Origin of the sequence: Acetivibrio clariflavus DSM 19732 (genome assembly GCF_000237085.1) — a bacterium.
Lineage (GTDB): Bacteria > Bacillota > Clostridia > Acetivibrionales > Acetivibrionaceae > Acetivibrio > Acetivibrio clariflavus.
On sequence record NC_016627.1, the window covers coordinates 1,114,530 to 1,130,632 of the forward strand.

Sequence of the window (16,103 nt, forward strand, 5' to 3'; positions counted from 1 at the left end):
TAGGTGATGAATATAATAGATTTTTATAATAGATATTTTAAGAAAAAAGGAGTCGATAAACTCCTTTTTTGATTTGATAATTGCATTTTAATTTCAATTAAAATAATATACAGAAAGCGGGAATGACTGTGGATAAGACAAAGACTAACGCTATGAGAATTCTTGATAAAGCAAAAATAAAATATAATACATATTCCTATGATCATAGTGATGGATTGATTGATGGTGTTTCAGTGGCGAATAAAATAGGATTGCCGGTTGAGTGTGTATATAAAACTCTTGTAACGCAAGGAGCAAGCAGGGAATATTATGTTTTTGTTATTCCTGTGGCAGAAGAACTGGACTTAAAGGCGGCTGCAAGGGCGGTAGGTGAAAAATCCGTGGAAATGATAAAGGTGGCTGATATCAATAAAGTTACGGGGTATATCCGTGGCGGATGTTCTCCAATCGGAATGAAAAAAAGTTATAAGACAGTATTGGATAATTCCTGTGAAAAGTTGGATACGATTATTATCAGTGCCGGGAAGATAGGGCAGCAAATAGAATTGGCACCTTCCGACCTTATGAAATTAATTAACGGCACAACAGCACAAGTTGCAATCAAAAGGGATTTGTAATTTTATATTATGTTACTGCTGAAACAGTTTTTTCAGCAATGAGAAATTTTATTTTGAGGCCTTGTTCAGTAAACATTTGCTCGTGTTCGGTTACAATGTTCTGTTCAAAATTGCTGGCATGCAGGTCTTCAGTTATAAAGGTTATTTTAAAATCACACTGTTGAAAATATTTTACTGAAGCGTTGAATAAAATATCATTATCGGTCTTAAACCAAATCTGGCCGTGAGGCGCTAAAAATACTTTATACTGGTTAAGCTGATTGGGATGCGTAAGCCTTCTGGCAACGTGGGAGTTCTTAGGCCACGGATTGCAAAAATTAATAAATATTCTATTTATAACATCATTATGATCAAGGATTTGATGTATTAACATTATTTCATGAGCCATAAGGCGGATATTGCTTGGGTTTAGATTGGCCCGAGCGTATTCGTCCTCAATTTTACGTTTTGCCAAAACAAGCACTTCATCTTTTATATCTATGGCAATAAAGTTTTTATCAGGGTTAGAAGATGCAAGTTTTGATATAAATCCTCCTTTTCCGCATCCTAACTCCAGCCATATTTCATTGGAATTACCAAATACTGATTGCCATTTGCCTTTGTATTCTTTCGGATTTTTAACAAAAAATTCGCATGCTTCCAATTCAGGTCTTGCCCAAGGTTTCTTTCTTAAACGCATATCATACCTCGCTTGATCAATTATATGTCGTTTGGATTATTGAAAAAAACTTACGCAATTGCCCTTTCAAAAATTTATATTTGGTTAAGTTTTTTTATATTTAAAGGCTTATTTTTTGAAATGGGCTTACCGTGTTAATTTTAGACTGGTTTAATTAAAAATGCAACTATTTTTTGCTTAAAACATTATTTGTTAGTAATGAATTCATATTACTGAAACGAAAAAGCTATTCGGATGAATTATTTTATATAGTATTGTATAATTTTAGAGAATCCATATTGGACTTTGGTTGTTTTTAGAATAAATATTGGAGGATTTCATTAATGAAAGTAAATTTAAAGTATATTATTGTCTTTTCAATTCTATTAGCTATTGAAGTATTCATTGCTCTTTTTGTCAGGGATAAAATTATAAGACCTTTTATTGGAGATATATTAGTAATTGTTTTAATGTATTCGTTTATACGCAGTATTGTACAAAAAACTATAAAATTTCTCCCGGTGTATTTATTTTTGCTTGCCGTCTTTGTAGAGATAACTCAGTATTTTCATCTTGTAGACAAGCTGGGATTGAAGGACAATAAGTTTATGGCCACCGTTTTGGGAACATCCTTTGATGTAAAAGATATTTTGTGTTATTTTATTGGCTCAATTATTTTAATTTTCTGGGAGAGAAAATTAGAACCTTCTCTCGGAAGGTCATAACCGGTTCGATGCTCAATAGGCTGATGCTTCAAAAGTTTCTGCAATTAACATGATGGCTTGCTTCTGAATAGTATTATAAAAGGAAGTTAACTTAAATGTGGTATTGATTATTTTCCATATTTAAAGCTGAGGCAGGCTTTTATGAAATGTTAACTATGTATGAGCATCAGAAACTATCGAGAATTTTTAGAGAAGCAGAATGTATTCCTTTTGATGACTTATCTAAAATAGCTATTATGAGTGATTGTCACAGAGGAGATGGAAGCTGGGCAGATAGCTTTTCGAAAAATAAAAATATTTACTATGCAGCATTAAACTATTATTATGATATGAATTATACTTACATTGAATTGGGAGACGGGGACGAACTGTGGGAGAACTATGAACTGTCTGAGATAGTAAATCAACACAGTGATGTCTTTTTTTTGCTGTCCAAATTTATTGATTCCGGCAGAGCTTATTTTATTTATGGGAATCACGACATTGTAAAGAAATTTAGTGGTTTTGCCAAGTGCAGTAAGTATAGATTTATGGATAAAAGAGAAAAGGCAAATATTTCATTGTTTGATAAGGTAAAGTTTCATGAAGGATTGATTTTGGAACATACCCTTTTTGGAAAAAGAATATTTTTAGTGCATGGACATCAGGTAAGCCTTATGAATGATAGATTATGGAGATTAAGCAGGTTCCTGGTAAGGTATGTATGGAGACCGCTTGAATTGCTGGGAGTAAATGACCCCATCAGTGCAGCAAAAAATTATAAGAAGAAAGCATCAGTAGAGTCCAAATTAATTGATTGGGTGAAAAAAGAGAAACACATACTTATTGCGGGGCATACCCACAGACCTATGTTTCCGGAGTTGGGGGATTGGCCTTACTTTAACGATGGAAGCTGTATTCATCCCTATGGTATTACAAGCATTGAGATTGCTGATGGAAATATTTCGCTTGTCCGGTGGAGCATAAAGACCAAGAAAGATGGGACGTTGTTTGTGGACAGAGAAATAATTGCAGGTCCGGAAAAATTGATTAATTATTTTAAGTATTTAGAGAATAAAAAATATAATAATGTTTAAATTCTTTGCGTTCAGTATCAGCATTAATTTTATACTTTTTTAAGTGCCTGTAAAAATTTTTCGGGATTAATGATAGCAACTAATGTTTTTGGTATATGTAAAGATAATAAATATTAGCAAAGGATAATATGATACGCTCGGCTTTGCCAATGTGTTTCAAGGAAATGTAAACAAAAAATGAGCAGGGAAGAACTTAGCCGAGCTATTCTATTGAACTTTGCCGGTGAACCGGAGGCGATATTTGTATATGTTCTCATATCAAGGCAACTGATGAGTCTATAGACTAAAAAGCAAAAAGTCCTGGGGATAGCATTTAGAAGAAAACTCCGGTAATTAAAACAGTTAATATTGATCCTAGTGCTACGATTACAAGACTTTTTCCCATATTGGCAAGAATTAAAGCTACTGCAGTACCGAAAAGGGCTGTTTTGTAGTTGCCGGTAGAATTAAAAATGTCCGGAAAAGTAAGTGCCCCTAAAACGGCATAAGGAACGTACTGCAAGAAGGATTTTATATATTTTGATTTTATTTCTTTTCTGAAAATGGATATTGGTAATACCCTCGGTATATATGTAACCAGAGCCATTAATAATACTGCAATTAAAATATATGACATATTTCTACTCCTCTTTGTTTTCTTCAAGCGGCCATAGGAAAGCACCTATTCCGGCAGCCATAATTGTAGATATAATAGTTCTGAATCCACTGGAAATAAAACTGAATAGAGGAATATATTTAAGCAGAATATTTATTGCTATTGAAATAACTATAATCATCAAAATGGGCCGGGATTTTTTTGCCGGCGGCACGATAATTGCGATAAACATGGCATACAAAGCGATACCCATTGCTCTGCTAATGGAATCGGGCAGTGCTGAACAGGTAAATGCACCTAAAGCTGTACCCAAACTCCAGCCAATTATAGGTCCCAGAATTAATCCTATCATATAGGAATAGGACAGTTTTCCCTCTTCCATAGATGCTATTGAAAAAGTTTCGTCTGTTATGCCAAATCCGAAAATAAGTCTTTGGGTTAGAGAAGTATCAGGTTTTATTTTTTGAGATAATGAAAGAGACATAAGTATGTATCGTATATTTATAACAAAAGTAGTCATGGTTATTTCAAAAAGCCCGGCATTGTTTATAATGAGGTTTGTACCTGCGAATTGCCCTGCGCTGGTTAGGTTTGTCAAAGAAATAAATACTGCCATTAGGGGAGAAATACCTCCATTAACGGCCATTAAGCCAAAGGTAAAAGAAACGGGCACATATCCCAATGCAATAGGAAAGCCTTTTTTAAACCCGTAGACAAATTCCTTTTTGCAAGGTAAATAGGTATTCATATATTAAAGAACTCCTCCCATAATTATTTCCGGTAACTCCTATATCTGTGTAAACTTGCAGATATGGCAAATATTCGGTTCCAAACATGTAGAATATTATAATACCATTTGATAAAATTATCTAGTGCTTTTTGCTATTATGATTGGCAGTATCTTATTTTATTAATAAGATAACTATTTTTTTGTACATACCTGCATAAATAAAAACAGCTATTTCTTTTATAAGAAATAGCTGCTCTTTATAATTATTTTTTAAGCGATTTTTAGAATAATGAGTAAAGCAGGAATAATGTCGATAACAAGGATGCCACCAGTGACACAACTGTTATTTGTGTATTTATGGATGGGCCTGCAGTATCTTTAAAAGGATCGCCTACAGTATCACCAACAACGGCAGCTTTGTGGGCGGGTGAACCTTTTCCGCCACAGTTTCCGGCTTCAACGTACTTTTTGGAATTATCCCAAAGTCCACCGGCATTGGACATGAGCAGTGCAAGTAATAGTCCGGAAGCTATATTACCGGTAAGGAATCCACCGATAGCCGAAACACCGCCTATAAAGCCTACCACAATAGTTGCAATAATAGCTGTCAGTCCTGCCGGTATTAACTCTTTAAGGGAACCGGTAGTTGCAATGTCTATACATTTGTCATAGTCTGGCTTTACGCCTTCCTTGCCTTCTTTCAGTCCCGGAATTGATTCCCATTGACGGTGGATTTCTTCCACCATTCTTTGTGCATTTTTATCAACACCTAGCATAAGCATGGCTGAAAAAACTGCAGGAATTGCAATTCCAACAATAAGTCCGAAAAATACAGCAGGATTCATTATATCAAAGTGGCTGATAGTTTCTAAACCGAGTTCTGCTGCTGCAGTATTCACTTCGCTCATGAAAGCACCCAGAAGTGCAATAACAGTAAGCCCGGCTGCACCGATAGAGAAACCTTTTGTAACAGCTTTAACAGTATTTCCGGCTGAATCAAGTTCATCGGCTATGGCAATAACTTTTTCACCTAAGCCTCCCATTTCTGCAAGACCGCGGGCATTGTCAACTATAGGTCCGTAAGCATCATTTGAAATAATCATACCCACTATGGAAAGCATTCCTACGGCTGACATAGAGATTCCAAACATACCGTAACCGGGACCTAAAGGATCGCAAATATAGTATGCTGCTAAAGAAGTAACTGCTATACCTATTAATGCCGGGAGAGCACTGATCAAACCGTAAGAAAATCCGGAAAGAATAGTAAAGGCAGGTCCGGACTTTGAAGCGTTTGCAACAGCCTGAACGATTGGCTTTGCATCGTTTGTAAAATAGTCGGAGGTAATACCGATTATAGTACCTACTATAAGCCCGATAGCTGTAGCACCCCAGATACGCCATTCCAGACCGAAAATATATGTGGATAAAGCTGTTAATACAGCGTAAATTCCTGTTGTCACATAAGTAGAAGTGTTAAGGGCTTTGCTAGGGTCACCTTTTTCACCGATACGGGCAGTGGCTACACCAATTATTGAAGACAGAAGTCCGATAGCTGCATAGATAAATACCATTGCCACGTTTTTGCCGGCTATTCCTCCTAATGAGGTGGCCATAACAAGGGCGGCTGACATAGAAGCAACATTGGAGTCAAAGAGGTCTGCTCCCATTCCTGCAACATCGCCGACATTATCTCCTACGTTATCGGCTATAACAGCGGGATTTCTAGGGTCATCTTCTTCAATACCCAGTTCGACCTTACCTACAAGGTCAGCGCTGATATCGGCTGTCTTCGTGAAAATTCCGCCACCTGCTTTTGCAAAAAGAGCCAGTGAACTTGCTCCAAAGCTAAAGCCAAGAACTGCACTAGCATCACCTACAAGCCATATAACCAAAGTTACGCCGAGAAGACTGGTGCCGACAACAGCCATTCCCATTACAGCGCCACCGCGGAATCCTGTCATAAAGGAAGGTTTAACACCTTTAGTTGCAGCTTCTGCAGCTTTTATATTTGCTATTGTAGCAATTTGTATACCTATTTTTCCTGCAAGAGCTGATAAAACTGTACCGAAAACATACGAAACAGCCATAAAGATGTTTTCGGAAATATTATTGGTGTTCCAAATAGGTTTTGGCAGCAGTAATACTATCAGAACACCTGCTACTGCTGTAAAACGTGCTAGAATAAGGTATTCGCGTTTCAAAAAGGTATTGGCACCCTGACGTATATACTCGCCTATTTCAGCAATTCTGGCATTTGATGAAGGTTGTGATTTAACCCACGTATACAGCCAGACTGCAAAAGCGAGAGCTAGAATAGAGATTAACAGAGATGCCATTTGAACCGTTTGAGTAGAGATTTCAAACATATGCGCTGACCTCCTTAATAATTATAAACTCCTTTAATTTCAATATTTTACTACAACGGTATATATTGTTCAAATTCAATATCAGCCATTTATTTTTAAATAATTACAGAAACTTTACATTTATGTATTTATATGTAATTATGTCCCTTTTATAAATATAGTTAAAAAACTTAATACACTTAATTTATAAAGGAGTAAAAAATTGTATTAAATTTTGTACATTAGGCTAATATTTTGCTTTAAGTTTTATCATAGTAATTTATCGGATATATGCTTATTTTATTCAACCATAAATTAATTGATAACTATAAAAATTTTTTTGCATTTTACAATACTGCGTATTATGTATTGTTCTACATTTTTGCATTATTGACAAAATATTTTGATGATGCTAATATAATATGTAATCAGAATAATATTTAAACCTATGATCAAGAGGAGTAGGAATAAATATTTGTATAAGAGAGCCGCTAGCTGCTGAGAATGCGGTTACAAAGTTTATTCTGAATGGACTTGTGAGGGAAGCCCGAAATTGAAAAAAAGTAGGCGCTTACGGAGGCCCGATCCGTTACCAGCAGGGTGTATATGTTAGTATACAGAATGAGAGGACGTTTTATCGTCAATTTGGGTGGTACCGCAGAAGCTTAAGGCTTTTGTCCCTTATAGAGGGATAAAAGCTTTTTTTGATATGTGTAAGAATGGTAATGTTTATAAAGGCTTTTATCATAAAAGTTAGGAGGATGAACATGTCTAAAGGAAGATTCGGAAAACATGGTGGTCAGTATGTTCCGGAAACATTGATGAATGCATTGATTGAACTTGAGGAAGCTTATAATCATTTTAAGGATGATCCGGAATTTAATAGGGAACTGATCAATTTGTTCAATAATTATGCAGGCCGTCCGTCGCTTTTGTATTATGCGGAAAAAATGACTAAAGATTTGGGTGGTGCCAAGATTTATCTAAAAAGAGAGGATCTCAATCATACCGGTTCGCATAAAATTAACAATGTACTGGGACAGGTGCTTTTGGCAAAAAAGATGGGGAAAACCCGTGTTATTGCAGAAACGGGTGCCGGACAGCACGGTGTTGCTACAGCCACTGCAGCAGCTCTTATGGGCCTTGAATGCGAGATATTCATGGGTAAGGAGGATACGGAACGACAGGCGCTAAATGTTTACCGTATGGAACTTCTGGGTGCAAAGGTTCATGCAGTGACTAGCGGAACTCAAACACTAAAGGATGCAGTAAATGAAACCATGCGTGAATGGACAAAACGTGTCAGTGATACTCATTATGTATTGGGATCTGTAATGGGACCTCATCCCTTCCCCACAATTGTGCGTGATTTTCAAAGTGTAATAGGCCGTGAAGTCAAGCAGCAGATAATGCAAAAGGAAGGACGGCTTCCCGATGTGGTTTTGGCATGTGTTGGAGGCGGCAGTAATGCAATGGGAATATTCTATAACTTTATAGAAGATAAAAGTGTGCGATTAATTGGATGCGAGGCAGCAGGACATGGTGTTGACAGCGGTAAGACAGCAGCAACAATAGCCACCGGTAAGTTGGGAATATTCCACGGAATGAAGTCATATTTCTGCCAGGATGAGTATGGTCAGATTGCACCCGTATATTCAATTTCAGCAGGTCTTGACTATCCCGGTATCGGTCCGGAACATGCAAATTTACACGATATGGGCAGGGCGGAATATGTTCCTGTTACAGATGCTGAAGCTGTAGAAGCTTTTGAATACCTGTCACGGGTTGAGGGAGTTATACCGGCTATAGAGAGTGCGCATGCCGTTGCCTATGCTAAAAAAATTGCACCAGGCATGAATAAAGATCAAATTATTGTAATTTGCCTATCCGGAAGAGGAGATAAGGATGTTGCTGCTATAGCACGTTACAGGGGGGTTAATATATATGAATAGAATAGAACAGGTTTTTAAAAACAGAAAGGCATTTATTCCGTTCATTACTGCAGGAGACCCGTCACTGGATATAACGGAAAAGTTAGTGCTTAAAATGGCTGAGGCAGGATCCGATTTGATTGAGTTGGGTATACCCTTTTCTGACCCCATTGCAGAAGGTCCGGTTATACAGGAAGCGGATAATAGAGCATTGGAGGCTGGAACTACTACCGATAAAGTGTTTGATATGGTAAAAAGTATTCGCAGGTCATGTAATGTTCCAATAGCATTTATGACCTATGCAAATCCGATTTTTACTTACGGTACTGATGAATTTATGAAGAAATGTCAGGAAGTAGGGGTGGATGCAGTAATTGTTCCTGATATTCCTTATGAGGAAAAAGGGGAACTTTTGCCCTATTGCTCAAAATATAATGTTACTTTCATATCCATGATTGCACCGACGTCTAATGAACGCATTCGCAAAATAGCAGCAGAAGCAGAAGGTTTTATATATTGTGTTTCCTCAATGGGTGTAACGGGAGTAAGAGAAAAACTGGGAGACAATATCGAAGAAATGATAAAAATTGCAAAAGAAGTTAAAGATATTCCGTGTGCAATTGGCTTTGGAATATCGACACCGGAGCAGGCGGCAGCCATGAGCAAAATTTCCGATGGTGTAATTGTTGGAAGTGCAATTGTAAAAATTATTGCCCAGTATGGTTTTGAGTGTGTACCCCATGTTGAGGAGTATGTAAAAAGTATGATAAAAGCCATAAGATAGACTGGAAATTAAATCATAAAATTCCGCTAACTTTTATATTAGTGTGCTACATAAAATGTATGCTTTTTGTTGATTTATTAAATAGAATTACGAAAAGAGCAAATTAAAAAATTGAGAATAAAGCAGATAGGTTATGAAAACATAATAATTCTATTTGTTTATTCCAAAAACTTAACAATTACTATTTTAATGAATAGGTTTTTGGCTTATTATGGAAGGACTAGTGTTTTATTTTAATATGATATACCTCTTGAAGTTGGTTATCATATATGATAACATAATTATGAATCATGATATACACTAATATTGAATAAATATTGGAGATGTATTATGGAATGGCAAGTGGAATTTTACAAAAAGGAAAACGGAAATATACCTGTACTTGATTATTTACTTTCATTGGACCCGAAAATGCGCGCAAAAGCATATAGTGAAATAGAACTGCTTGAAAAACATGGATTGAATTTAAAGGAACCTTATGTAAAACCTATAAAGGGTGCAAAGTACAAGGGACTTTTTGAACTGAGAGTAAAGTTTGCATCAGATATTGGAAGAATTTTTTACTTTACATACCATAATAATACTTTTGTAATGCTTCATGGATTTACGAAAAAAACAGAAAAAACACCACAAAGAAAACTGGATAGAGCACTGCGTTATAAAGAAGATTATGAAAGAAGGTGTAATAATGAGTAAAGCTGGAGTGAAATTTTCAGAAGTAAAAGAACTTTTAATGAAAGATGAAGAATTCAAAAAGGAATACGAAAAGTTAAAACCGCGCTATGAAATAATTTATCAAATTATTGAAGCACGAATAAGCCAAAATATAACTCAAGAAGAGTTGGCACTACGGGTTGGTACTCAAAAATCCAATATTAGTCGATTGGAGAGTGGAACATATAACCCATCATTAGATTTCTTGATTAAAGTTGCTCATTGCCTTGGAAAGGAAATACAAGTGATATTGAAATGATGAATATAGAATTTATTTTAATTTTAGTAGGAGTGATTAATTAGGTACTGAGGTTTCAGTACCTAATTTTTTTGAAGGTGAAAAGCGGTCATTGAATTAATCAATGATTAACATACTATATTTAAAAGCTAGATTGATATGGCTAGAAATTTAATATAATGTAATTTTTGAGAAGGATTTTTGGAAAATGTTAAGAAATATACCATTATATAATATGGTATTTTAATGTAAGTAGGTGATAGGAATGATTACAAAAATTTGCAAACTTAATAATGCTGGTTCCTATAAGTCTTTAGATTTAAATAATTTATCTATCAGATTTCAAAAAGTTCAATTTTATATACGGGGAAAATGGTTCTGGTAAAACAATGTTGTCAAAGTTGTTTTGTTTATATTCGGAAGTGGAAGATGAGGAATATAAACAGGAAATTGCCGATGAACTATTCGATAATGACACAGTTATAGAGTTTAATATCGATAATAAAAATGAACAGTGTAAAAAAGGAGTATTTCCTAAACATAAAATTTATGTCTTTAATGCTAATTTTGTTACTAACAATTTGAGAGATGAAGGTTCAAGTGTTAAAGTAAAAAATTTTAATGTTCCTAGCAACATTAGGCTGGAGAATAAAGAAATAAAAAAGATTAACAGCGAAATTGAGGAATTAAAAAAAGATCTTGAAGAAAAGGAAAAAGAACTAAAAAAGATTACGGATATTGAAAAGACAGTATCTACTAAGATCAAGCATAAATATAATGAAGTAAAAGAGCTTGAAGGGACAAGATTAACTATTGATTATAGGAAAATTAATTTTTCAGAAGTTCGTCAATTAAAGCATATAGATGAAGATATAAAAGAAAATGTAATAAAACTTAATATTTCAAAGTTTAATAACAATAAAGAGGATATATTTTTATTATCCAAAATTATGTTAAAACCTATTTTTATTAACAAGAATAATTTGCAAGTAATACTAAAAAAGAATATAATAGCAACATCTAATGAAAGTGTCTTAAAGAAAATAGAGAGAATATCGCAGATTATTGGTGGCAAAGAATCCCAGCAATGGTTGATGAACGGATACAAACTTCTTTCAGATTCAAAGGAACCTGTAATATGTCCTCTTTGTAATACAGATATTACCACTGTATTCAAATCCTTGATAATGGAATATGAAAGTTTCTTTAATAGAGAATTCGAATCTTTCCAAAATGAACTTCAGGAACAAATATCTTATATCAAATCGATAATTGAATACTTATTGGAGAAAAGAGAAAATCGGCTTAATAACATTTTTGGAAAATATACATTTTTAATTAAACGTGAGAGAGATGAATTAGAGATTGAGGAAAAGCTTATAACTTCTATATTAGATGAACTAAAAAACATAGTGAGATTGTTAGAGGAAAAGAAATCCAAGACTAATATTGTTAAAGATTATAATTTTGAAAAAATTGAACTGCTTATCGATGAATATAATAAGAAAGTTGATGAGTATAATTCAATAAAAAATATTATAATGACTTATATAGAAAATAATGAAAATAACCAGAATCAGTTAATATCTAAAATCAAAAATCTATTTCTAGAAAAGTATTATATAGAATTTATTGAAATGAGTAAAATGAAAGAGCCTGGTAAATATATTAATGAACTTGAGGCTAAAGTTAATGATTTGAAAACTGCGATACAAAATAAGGAGATTAAGCTAAGAGAAGAGTTAGGGAAAATGAAATTTGAGTCAAAATATGTTAATGAGTATCTTCTGAAATTGAATGTAACTAGGTTTTCAGTGAACATCGATGACACGTTGGAGGTTATATATAAAGAAAGTAATAAAGTAAAAAAGTCAATAAAACATTCTCTGTCTGAAGGGGAGAAAACGACACTTGCACTTGCGTATTTTTTGAGTAAAGTCAGAGTCGAAGTTGCAGGACCAAAAAAAGATTACAATAAAGAATATGAAAAATGCACTTTCTACATAGATGATCCCGTCTCTAGCTTAGATGAAAACAGATTGTTTTATACTGCAAACTTGTTATATAACGAGTTTCATATGGCAGAACAATTATTTGTCAGCAGCCACAATCTGAAATTCTTAAAGATATTGATAAACTACAAGTTTACTGACAAACAAATCAATTTATATGAGATAAAGTATGATAAATTTTCTCAGATACGAAATTTGCCAAAGACCCTTTGGAATTTTAATACGTCCTACTATTATAGATTACAGCAAATTTTAGATTACCTTGATGGGAAAGTGGATTATAATACAGCTATTTGCTATATACCAAATAATATAAGGGTAGTTTTGGAGAGCTTCCTAAGTTTCAAATTCTGTTATTTGAGTAGTAGCAAGTCTATAGGGTATACACCGGGTCTCCCTGATTTGATTGAGTGGGTCAAGAATGAAAATAAAAATTATTTTAAAAATCTGCAGAACGTTGGTGACATAACAAAGGAGAACTGGAAAGATCATTTAAGTATTGTAATATCAAAGATTTCTGATTCGTTTAGTCATGGAAGTCCAGCTAATCAAGAAATAACATTTAATCCAATATCAGAGAAAGAGCTGAAGAAAATATGCAGAACTGTAATAGATTTAATGCAATTCATGGACAATGTTCATATTGAAAAGTCTAAAGAATTAGGAGCTAATGCTTTGTGATTTACAACATCAATATAATAATTTATTAATTTAATTTTGGATAAAATAAAGTATTCTTGATAAGGGAAATAGGATATAAAAATATAAACTGTTTAATTAAGGTAATAAAAGAAAAAATGACATAAAGGATAATAAAGGATTTTATAACTTGTTTGGGATTCTTGACAAGGCCTGATGATATGTAATATATTATGATATAATAACATAATATTAAGTTAATGTAGGGGTGATCGAGGAATGGATGATATTCCGGGGCATATACGAAGTAGTAAGGCACTATGCGGTTTATTAAAAACAAAAAGTCGGATAAAAACTCCTTTTTACAGAAGGCCGTGAATCATGGGATATGGTTATATTGTGCCTTTTTTTATTTATTTTTAACTAATTATCTGGAGGATGAAAATATTGTTTACCGAACTGCTTGTTTTAATAATACTCATAGTGCTGAATGCTTTTTTTGCTGCTTCTGAGATTGCGCTAATTTCAATGAATGATACCAAACTAAAATTGATGGCCGAGGAAGGTAACAAAAGAGCGGTTTTACTTAAGAAACTTGTGGATGAACCCAGCAAATTTCTGGCAACAATACAGATAGGAATAACTCTTGCAGGTTTTTTTGCCAGTGCTTTTGCAGCGGATAATTTTTCCGAAAGATTAGTAGATTTAATAAAACTTACAGGAGTTCCTATTCCTGACTCAATACTTAAAAATGTTTCTGTGATATTAATTACAATAGTGCTATCGTATTTTTCTCTCGTATTTGGTGAATTGGTACCTAAGAGAGTGGCAATGAAGAAAGCAGAGTCTATTGCTATGCTGGTTGCATCTCCATTAAACTTTTTGTCATCAGTAACATCGCCTTTTGTAAAGTTTCTAACATTTTCCACCAACACTATTGTAAGAATATTTGGTATCGATCCGAACAAGGAAGAAGATAATGTTACTGAAGAAGAAATTCGAATGATGGTAGATGTCGGAGAAGAAAAAGGTGCCATCGATGAAACAGAAAAAGAAATGATTAATAATATATTTGAATTTAACAATAAAGTGGTTTCAGAAATAATGACGCATAGGACTGAAATTTCAGCTTTACCGGTCGATGCAACTTTAGATGAAGTAATAGAACTTATAAATACGGAGAAATATTCAAGAATTCCGGTTTATGAAGATACTATTGACAATATAATAGGTATTATGCATTCAAAGTATTTGATTAAATATATAGCTGAAGGTGGCGACAGAGATAATTTTGATTTGAGAAATCTTATAAGAAAACCCTATTATGTTCCTACATCAAAAAGAACAGATGAACTTTTTAAGGAACTTCAGAGACAAAGGATTCATATGGCTGTTATTATTGATGAGTACGGAGGAACAGCGGGAATTGTTACTCTGGAAGATTTACTTGAAGAAATAGTTGGAAATATATTTGACGAAGATGATGAAGTTGAGAAAGAAATAGAAAAAATAGACGAAAACACATTTATCATAAACGGTACCACCAGTTTGGATACTGTTAGGGATTATTTAGAGGTGGATCTTCCTACCGACGATTATGATACATTAAGCGGATTCCTTATTGGTCAATTGGGAAGAATACCGGAAGAAAACGATAAACCAAGCATTGAATTTAACGGTCTGGTATTTAAAATTGATAAGGTAGACGAAAAAAGGGTAGCAAAGGTGAAAGTTTGTAAGGCTTAATTGCTGTGACCATTTCATATAATCTATAAAGTTTTTGAAGCAGCATAAAAATTGCCTTATCTCTGAATTCCTAAAGAATTAAAGGAAAATAAATTACATTTTGTATGCATTTTCGGTCATGTCCATGTTATATATTGGGGTACATTGTTATATATGTATATTATATTTATAAAACATAGGAAGTGTTGGCAAATTAATACGAAGCAATGAGTGACACTTCCTTCTTTTATAATTTACGATAATTTGTATAGGAATTGGACTTAATTACTATGGCGTATTTGAAAAAGGAAATATAATATTAGTTCAAATCTAAGCAGTAAAGAATAGAAGTAAATAACATGCGTAAAATGTTGAATGTAGGTGCAAGTTCAATTAAAATAGAAGAATAAGAAAAAAGTTAAATCAATAATTTGTGCTTATAAATGGAGAGGAGTTTCGTCAATGAAGTTATACAGACCCGTTGGAGTACGTGAGCTTGAATTGATTAAACAGTCAGGGATGACCCAATTTCCGCCAAGACTCCCGGAACAACCTATATTTTATCCTGTACTGAACAAAGAGTATGCTTGTCAAATAGCAAGGGAGTGGAATGCAAGAAGTGCACCCTATTATGCCGGTTTTGTGACAGAGTTTGAAATAGATGATGAGTACATATCAAAATTTGAAGTTAAGACTGTGGGAGCGTTTATACATAAAGAATTATGGGTTCCGGCAGAGGAACTTGATGAGTTTAACAAGCATATTATCGGTAAAATCAAAGTTGTAGAATGTTATTACGGCGATAACTATAAAGGTTCTAAAGCAGAACTGGATAATATAGAAAGTGACTGTGAATAGTTGTAAAAAGGTGGAAATAGGAATCAAATAGTAAATAGATTGATAAAAAGAAGCTATATAAACCAGGCAGGAAATATCTGTCAGTAACAATGAAGAATTGGTCTAGGTGCGAAGTAAGCATAGACACAAGATATCTCTGGAGAAATTCGGTAAGTCCTGATAAATGCGAAAAAATTCTTTTATATAAAGAGTACCTCTTTCGTGAAAAAACTCTATGTACTATAAGTACGATGAAAGGAGCTGTCAAAAAGGTTAATACCTTTACGACGGCTCTTATTATTTTTGCTAAATAGTTAAACTATAAGCAATTCATAATTGACAAATATAAATAAAAACAGAAGATAAAATAAAACTTCTTAATACTGCGGCTGTTTCGTGAAGATAATTCTGTTAATGTTTTGATAAAAAAAATTTTCATTTATAAAAAAATTAATAAAAAATGCTAATATATGT

At 33.8% G+C, this 16,103-nt stretch carries 14 protein-coding genes and 1 other annotated feature; of the genes, 10 read left to right on the plus strand and 4 right to left on the minus strand.

What is annotated here, in order from left to right; all coding sequences use genetic code 11:
- The first annotated feature begins 122 nt into the window (after positions 1 to 122).
- Positions 123 to 617 (plus strand): Cys-tRNA(Pro) deacylase, encoded by a 495-nt coding sequence (gene ybaK / locus CLOCL_RS04650; protein WP_041714938.1) that lies wholly within the window; start codon positions 123 to 125, stop codon positions 615 to 617.
- 7 nt (positions 618 to 624) lie between these two features.
- Here ybaK and trmB read toward each other — a convergent pair whose 3' ends face one another.
- Complete coding sequence (trmB, locus tag CLOCL_RS04655; RefSeq protein ID WP_014254255.1) at positions 625 to 1,296, minus strand: tRNA (guanosine(46)-N7)-methyltransferase TrmB; 672 nt, start codon at positions 1,294 to 1,296, stop codon at positions 625 to 627.
- Between the two features lie 323 nt (positions 1,297 to 1,619).
- Between trmB and CLOCL_RS04660 the strand changes: the two genes are divergently transcribed.
- Positions 1,620 to 2,000, plus strand: a complete 381-nt coding sequence (locus CLOCL_RS04660; protein WP_014254256.1) for a ribosomal maturation YjgA family protein — start codon at positions 1,620 to 1,622, stop codon at positions 1,998 to 2,000.
- Between the two features lie 155 nt (positions 2,001 to 2,155).
- Entirely contained in the window at positions 2,156 to 3,076 is a 921-nt protein-coding gene (locus CLOCL_RS04665; protein ID WP_027622655.1) for a metallophosphoesterase, read from the plus strand.
- A gap of 313 nt (positions 3,077 to 3,389) precedes the next feature.
- On the opposite strand, the gene CLOCL_RS04670 is transcribed toward CLOCL_RS04665, so the two are convergent.
- The 3 genes from CLOCL_RS04670 to CLOCL_RS04680 form a co-directional block, all read right to left on the minus strand.
- Positions 3,390 to 3,692, minus strand: coding sequence for an AzlD domain-containing protein (locus CLOCL_RS04670; protein ID WP_014254258.1), 303 nt, complete (start codon positions 3,690 to 3,692; stop codon positions 3,390 to 3,392).
- Positions 3,693 to 3,696: 4 nt separating this feature from the next.
- Positions 3,697 to 4,419, minus strand: coding sequence for an AzlC family ABC transporter permease (locus tag CLOCL_RS04675; RefSeq protein ID WP_014254259.1), 723 nt, complete (start codon positions 4,417 to 4,419; stop codon positions 3,697 to 3,699).
- Positions 4,420 to 4,682: 263 nt separating this feature from the next.
- Positions 4,683 to 6,770 carry a sodium-translocating pyrophosphatase gene (locus tag CLOCL_RS04680; protein WP_014254260.1) on the minus strand — a complete coding sequence of 696 codons (2,088 nt, stop codon included), beginning with the start codon at positions 6,768 to 6,770 and terminating at the stop codon, positions 4,683 to 4,685.
- 418 nt (positions 6,771 to 7,188) lie between these two features.
- Positions 7,189 to 7,434: a binding site (T-box leader), on the plus strand.
- Between the two features lie 82 nt (positions 7,435 to 7,516).
- On the opposite strand from CLOCL_RS04680, the gene trpB reads away from it, so the two are divergent.
- The 7 genes from trpB to CLOCL_RS04715 all read left to right on the plus strand — a co-directional run bounded on the left by trpB (position 7,517) and on the right by CLOCL_RS04715 (position 15,650).
- Positions 7,517 to 8,701, plus strand: coding sequence for a tryptophan synthase subunit beta (gene trpB, locus CLOCL_RS04685; protein WP_014254261.1), 1,185 nt, complete (start codon positions 7,517 to 7,519; stop codon positions 8,699 to 8,701).
- Positions 8,694 to 9,464, plus strand: a complete 771-nt coding sequence (trpA, locus tag CLOCL_RS04690) for a tryptophan synthase subunit alpha (RefSeq protein WP_014254262.1) — start codon at positions 8,694 to 8,696, stop codon at positions 9,462 to 9,464. The genes trpB and trpA overlap by 8 nt, the downstream gene beginning before the upstream one ends.
- A 330-nt stretch (positions 9,465 to 9,794) precedes the next feature.
- Positions 9,795 to 10,160 (plus strand): type II toxin-antitoxin system RelE/ParE family toxin, encoded by a 366-nt coding sequence (locus CLOCL_RS04695; RefSeq protein WP_014254263.1) that lies wholly within the window; start codon positions 9,795 to 9,797, stop codon positions 10,158 to 10,160.
- On the plus strand, positions 10,153 to 10,437 hold the full coding sequence (locus CLOCL_RS04700) for a helix-turn-helix transcriptional regulator (protein WP_014254264.1): 285 nt from the start codon (positions 10,153 to 10,155) through the stop codon (positions 10,435 to 10,437). Before CLOCL_RS04695 ends, CLOCL_RS04700 begins: the two co-directional genes overlap by 8 nt.
- A 305-nt stretch (positions 10,438 to 10,742) precedes the next feature.
- Positions 10,743 to 13,109, plus strand: coding sequence for an AAA family ATPase (locus CLOCL_RS04705; RefSeq protein WP_276324627.1), 2,367 nt, complete (start codon positions 10,743 to 10,745; stop codon positions 13,107 to 13,109).
- A gap of 405 nt (positions 13,110 to 13,514) precedes the next feature.
- Entirely contained in the window at positions 13,515 to 14,813 is a 1,299-nt protein-coding gene (locus tag CLOCL_RS04710) for a hemolysin family protein (protein ID WP_014254266.1), read from the plus strand.
- 441 nt (positions 14,814 to 15,254) lie between these two features.
- A complete protein-coding gene (locus CLOCL_RS04715; protein WP_014254267.1) occupies positions 15,255 to 15,650 on the plus strand; it encodes a hypothetical protein in 396 nt (131 codons plus the stop codon).
- The last annotated feature ends 453 nt before the right edge of the window (positions 15,651 to 16,103 follow it).

What these genes read in the sequence shown, in the direction of transcription:
- CLOCL_RS04665 (WP_027622655.1), top strand. Translation starts at nt 2,156, where the DNA reads ATGTATGAGCATCAGAAACTATCGAGAATTTTTAGAGAAGCAGAATGT.
- CLOCL_RS04695 (WP_014254263.1), top strand. Translation starts at nt 9,795, where the DNA reads ATGGAATGGCAAGTGGAATTTTACAAAAAGGAAAACGGAAATATACCT.
- CLOCL_RS04680 (WP_014254260.1), bottom strand. Translation starts at nt 6,770, where the DNA reads ATGTTTGAAATCTCTACTCAAACGGTTCAAATGGCATCTCTGTTAATC.
- CLOCL_RS04670 (WP_014254258.1), bottom strand. Translation starts at nt 3,692, where the DNA reads ATGTCATATATTTTAATTGCAGTATTATTAATGGCTCTGGTTACATAT.
- ybaK (WP_041714938.1), top strand. Translation starts at nt 123, where the DNA reads ATGACTGTGGATAAGACAAAGACTAACGCTATGAGAATTCTTGATAAA.
- CLOCL_RS04700 (WP_014254264.1), top strand. Translation starts at nt 10,153, where the DNA reads ATGAGTAAAGCTGGAGTGAAATTTTCAGAAGTAAAAGAACTTTTAATG.
- CLOCL_RS04660 (WP_014254256.1), top strand. Translation starts at nt 1,620, where the DNA reads ATGAAAGTAAATTTAAAGTATATTATTGTCTTTTCAATTCTATTAGCT.
- trmB (WP_014254255.1), bottom strand. Translation starts at nt 1,296, where the DNA reads ATGCGTTTAAGAAAGAAACCTTGGGCAAGACCTGAATTGGAAGCATGC.
- trpB (WP_014254261.1), top strand. Translation starts at nt 7,517, where the DNA reads ATGTCTAAAGGAAGATTCGGAAAACATGGTGGTCAGTATGTTCCGGAA.
- CLOCL_RS04675 (WP_014254259.1), bottom strand. Translation starts at nt 4,419, where the DNA reads ATGAATACCTATTTACCTTGCAAAAAGGAATTTGTCTACGGGTTTAAA.
- trpA (WP_014254262.1), top strand. Translation starts at nt 8,694, where the DNA reads ATGAATAGAATAGAACAGGTTTTTAAAAACAGAAAGGCATTTATTCCG.
- CLOCL_RS04715 (WP_014254267.1), top strand. Translation starts at nt 15,255, where the DNA reads ATGAAGTTATACAGACCCGTTGGAGTACGTGAGCTTGAATTGATTAAA.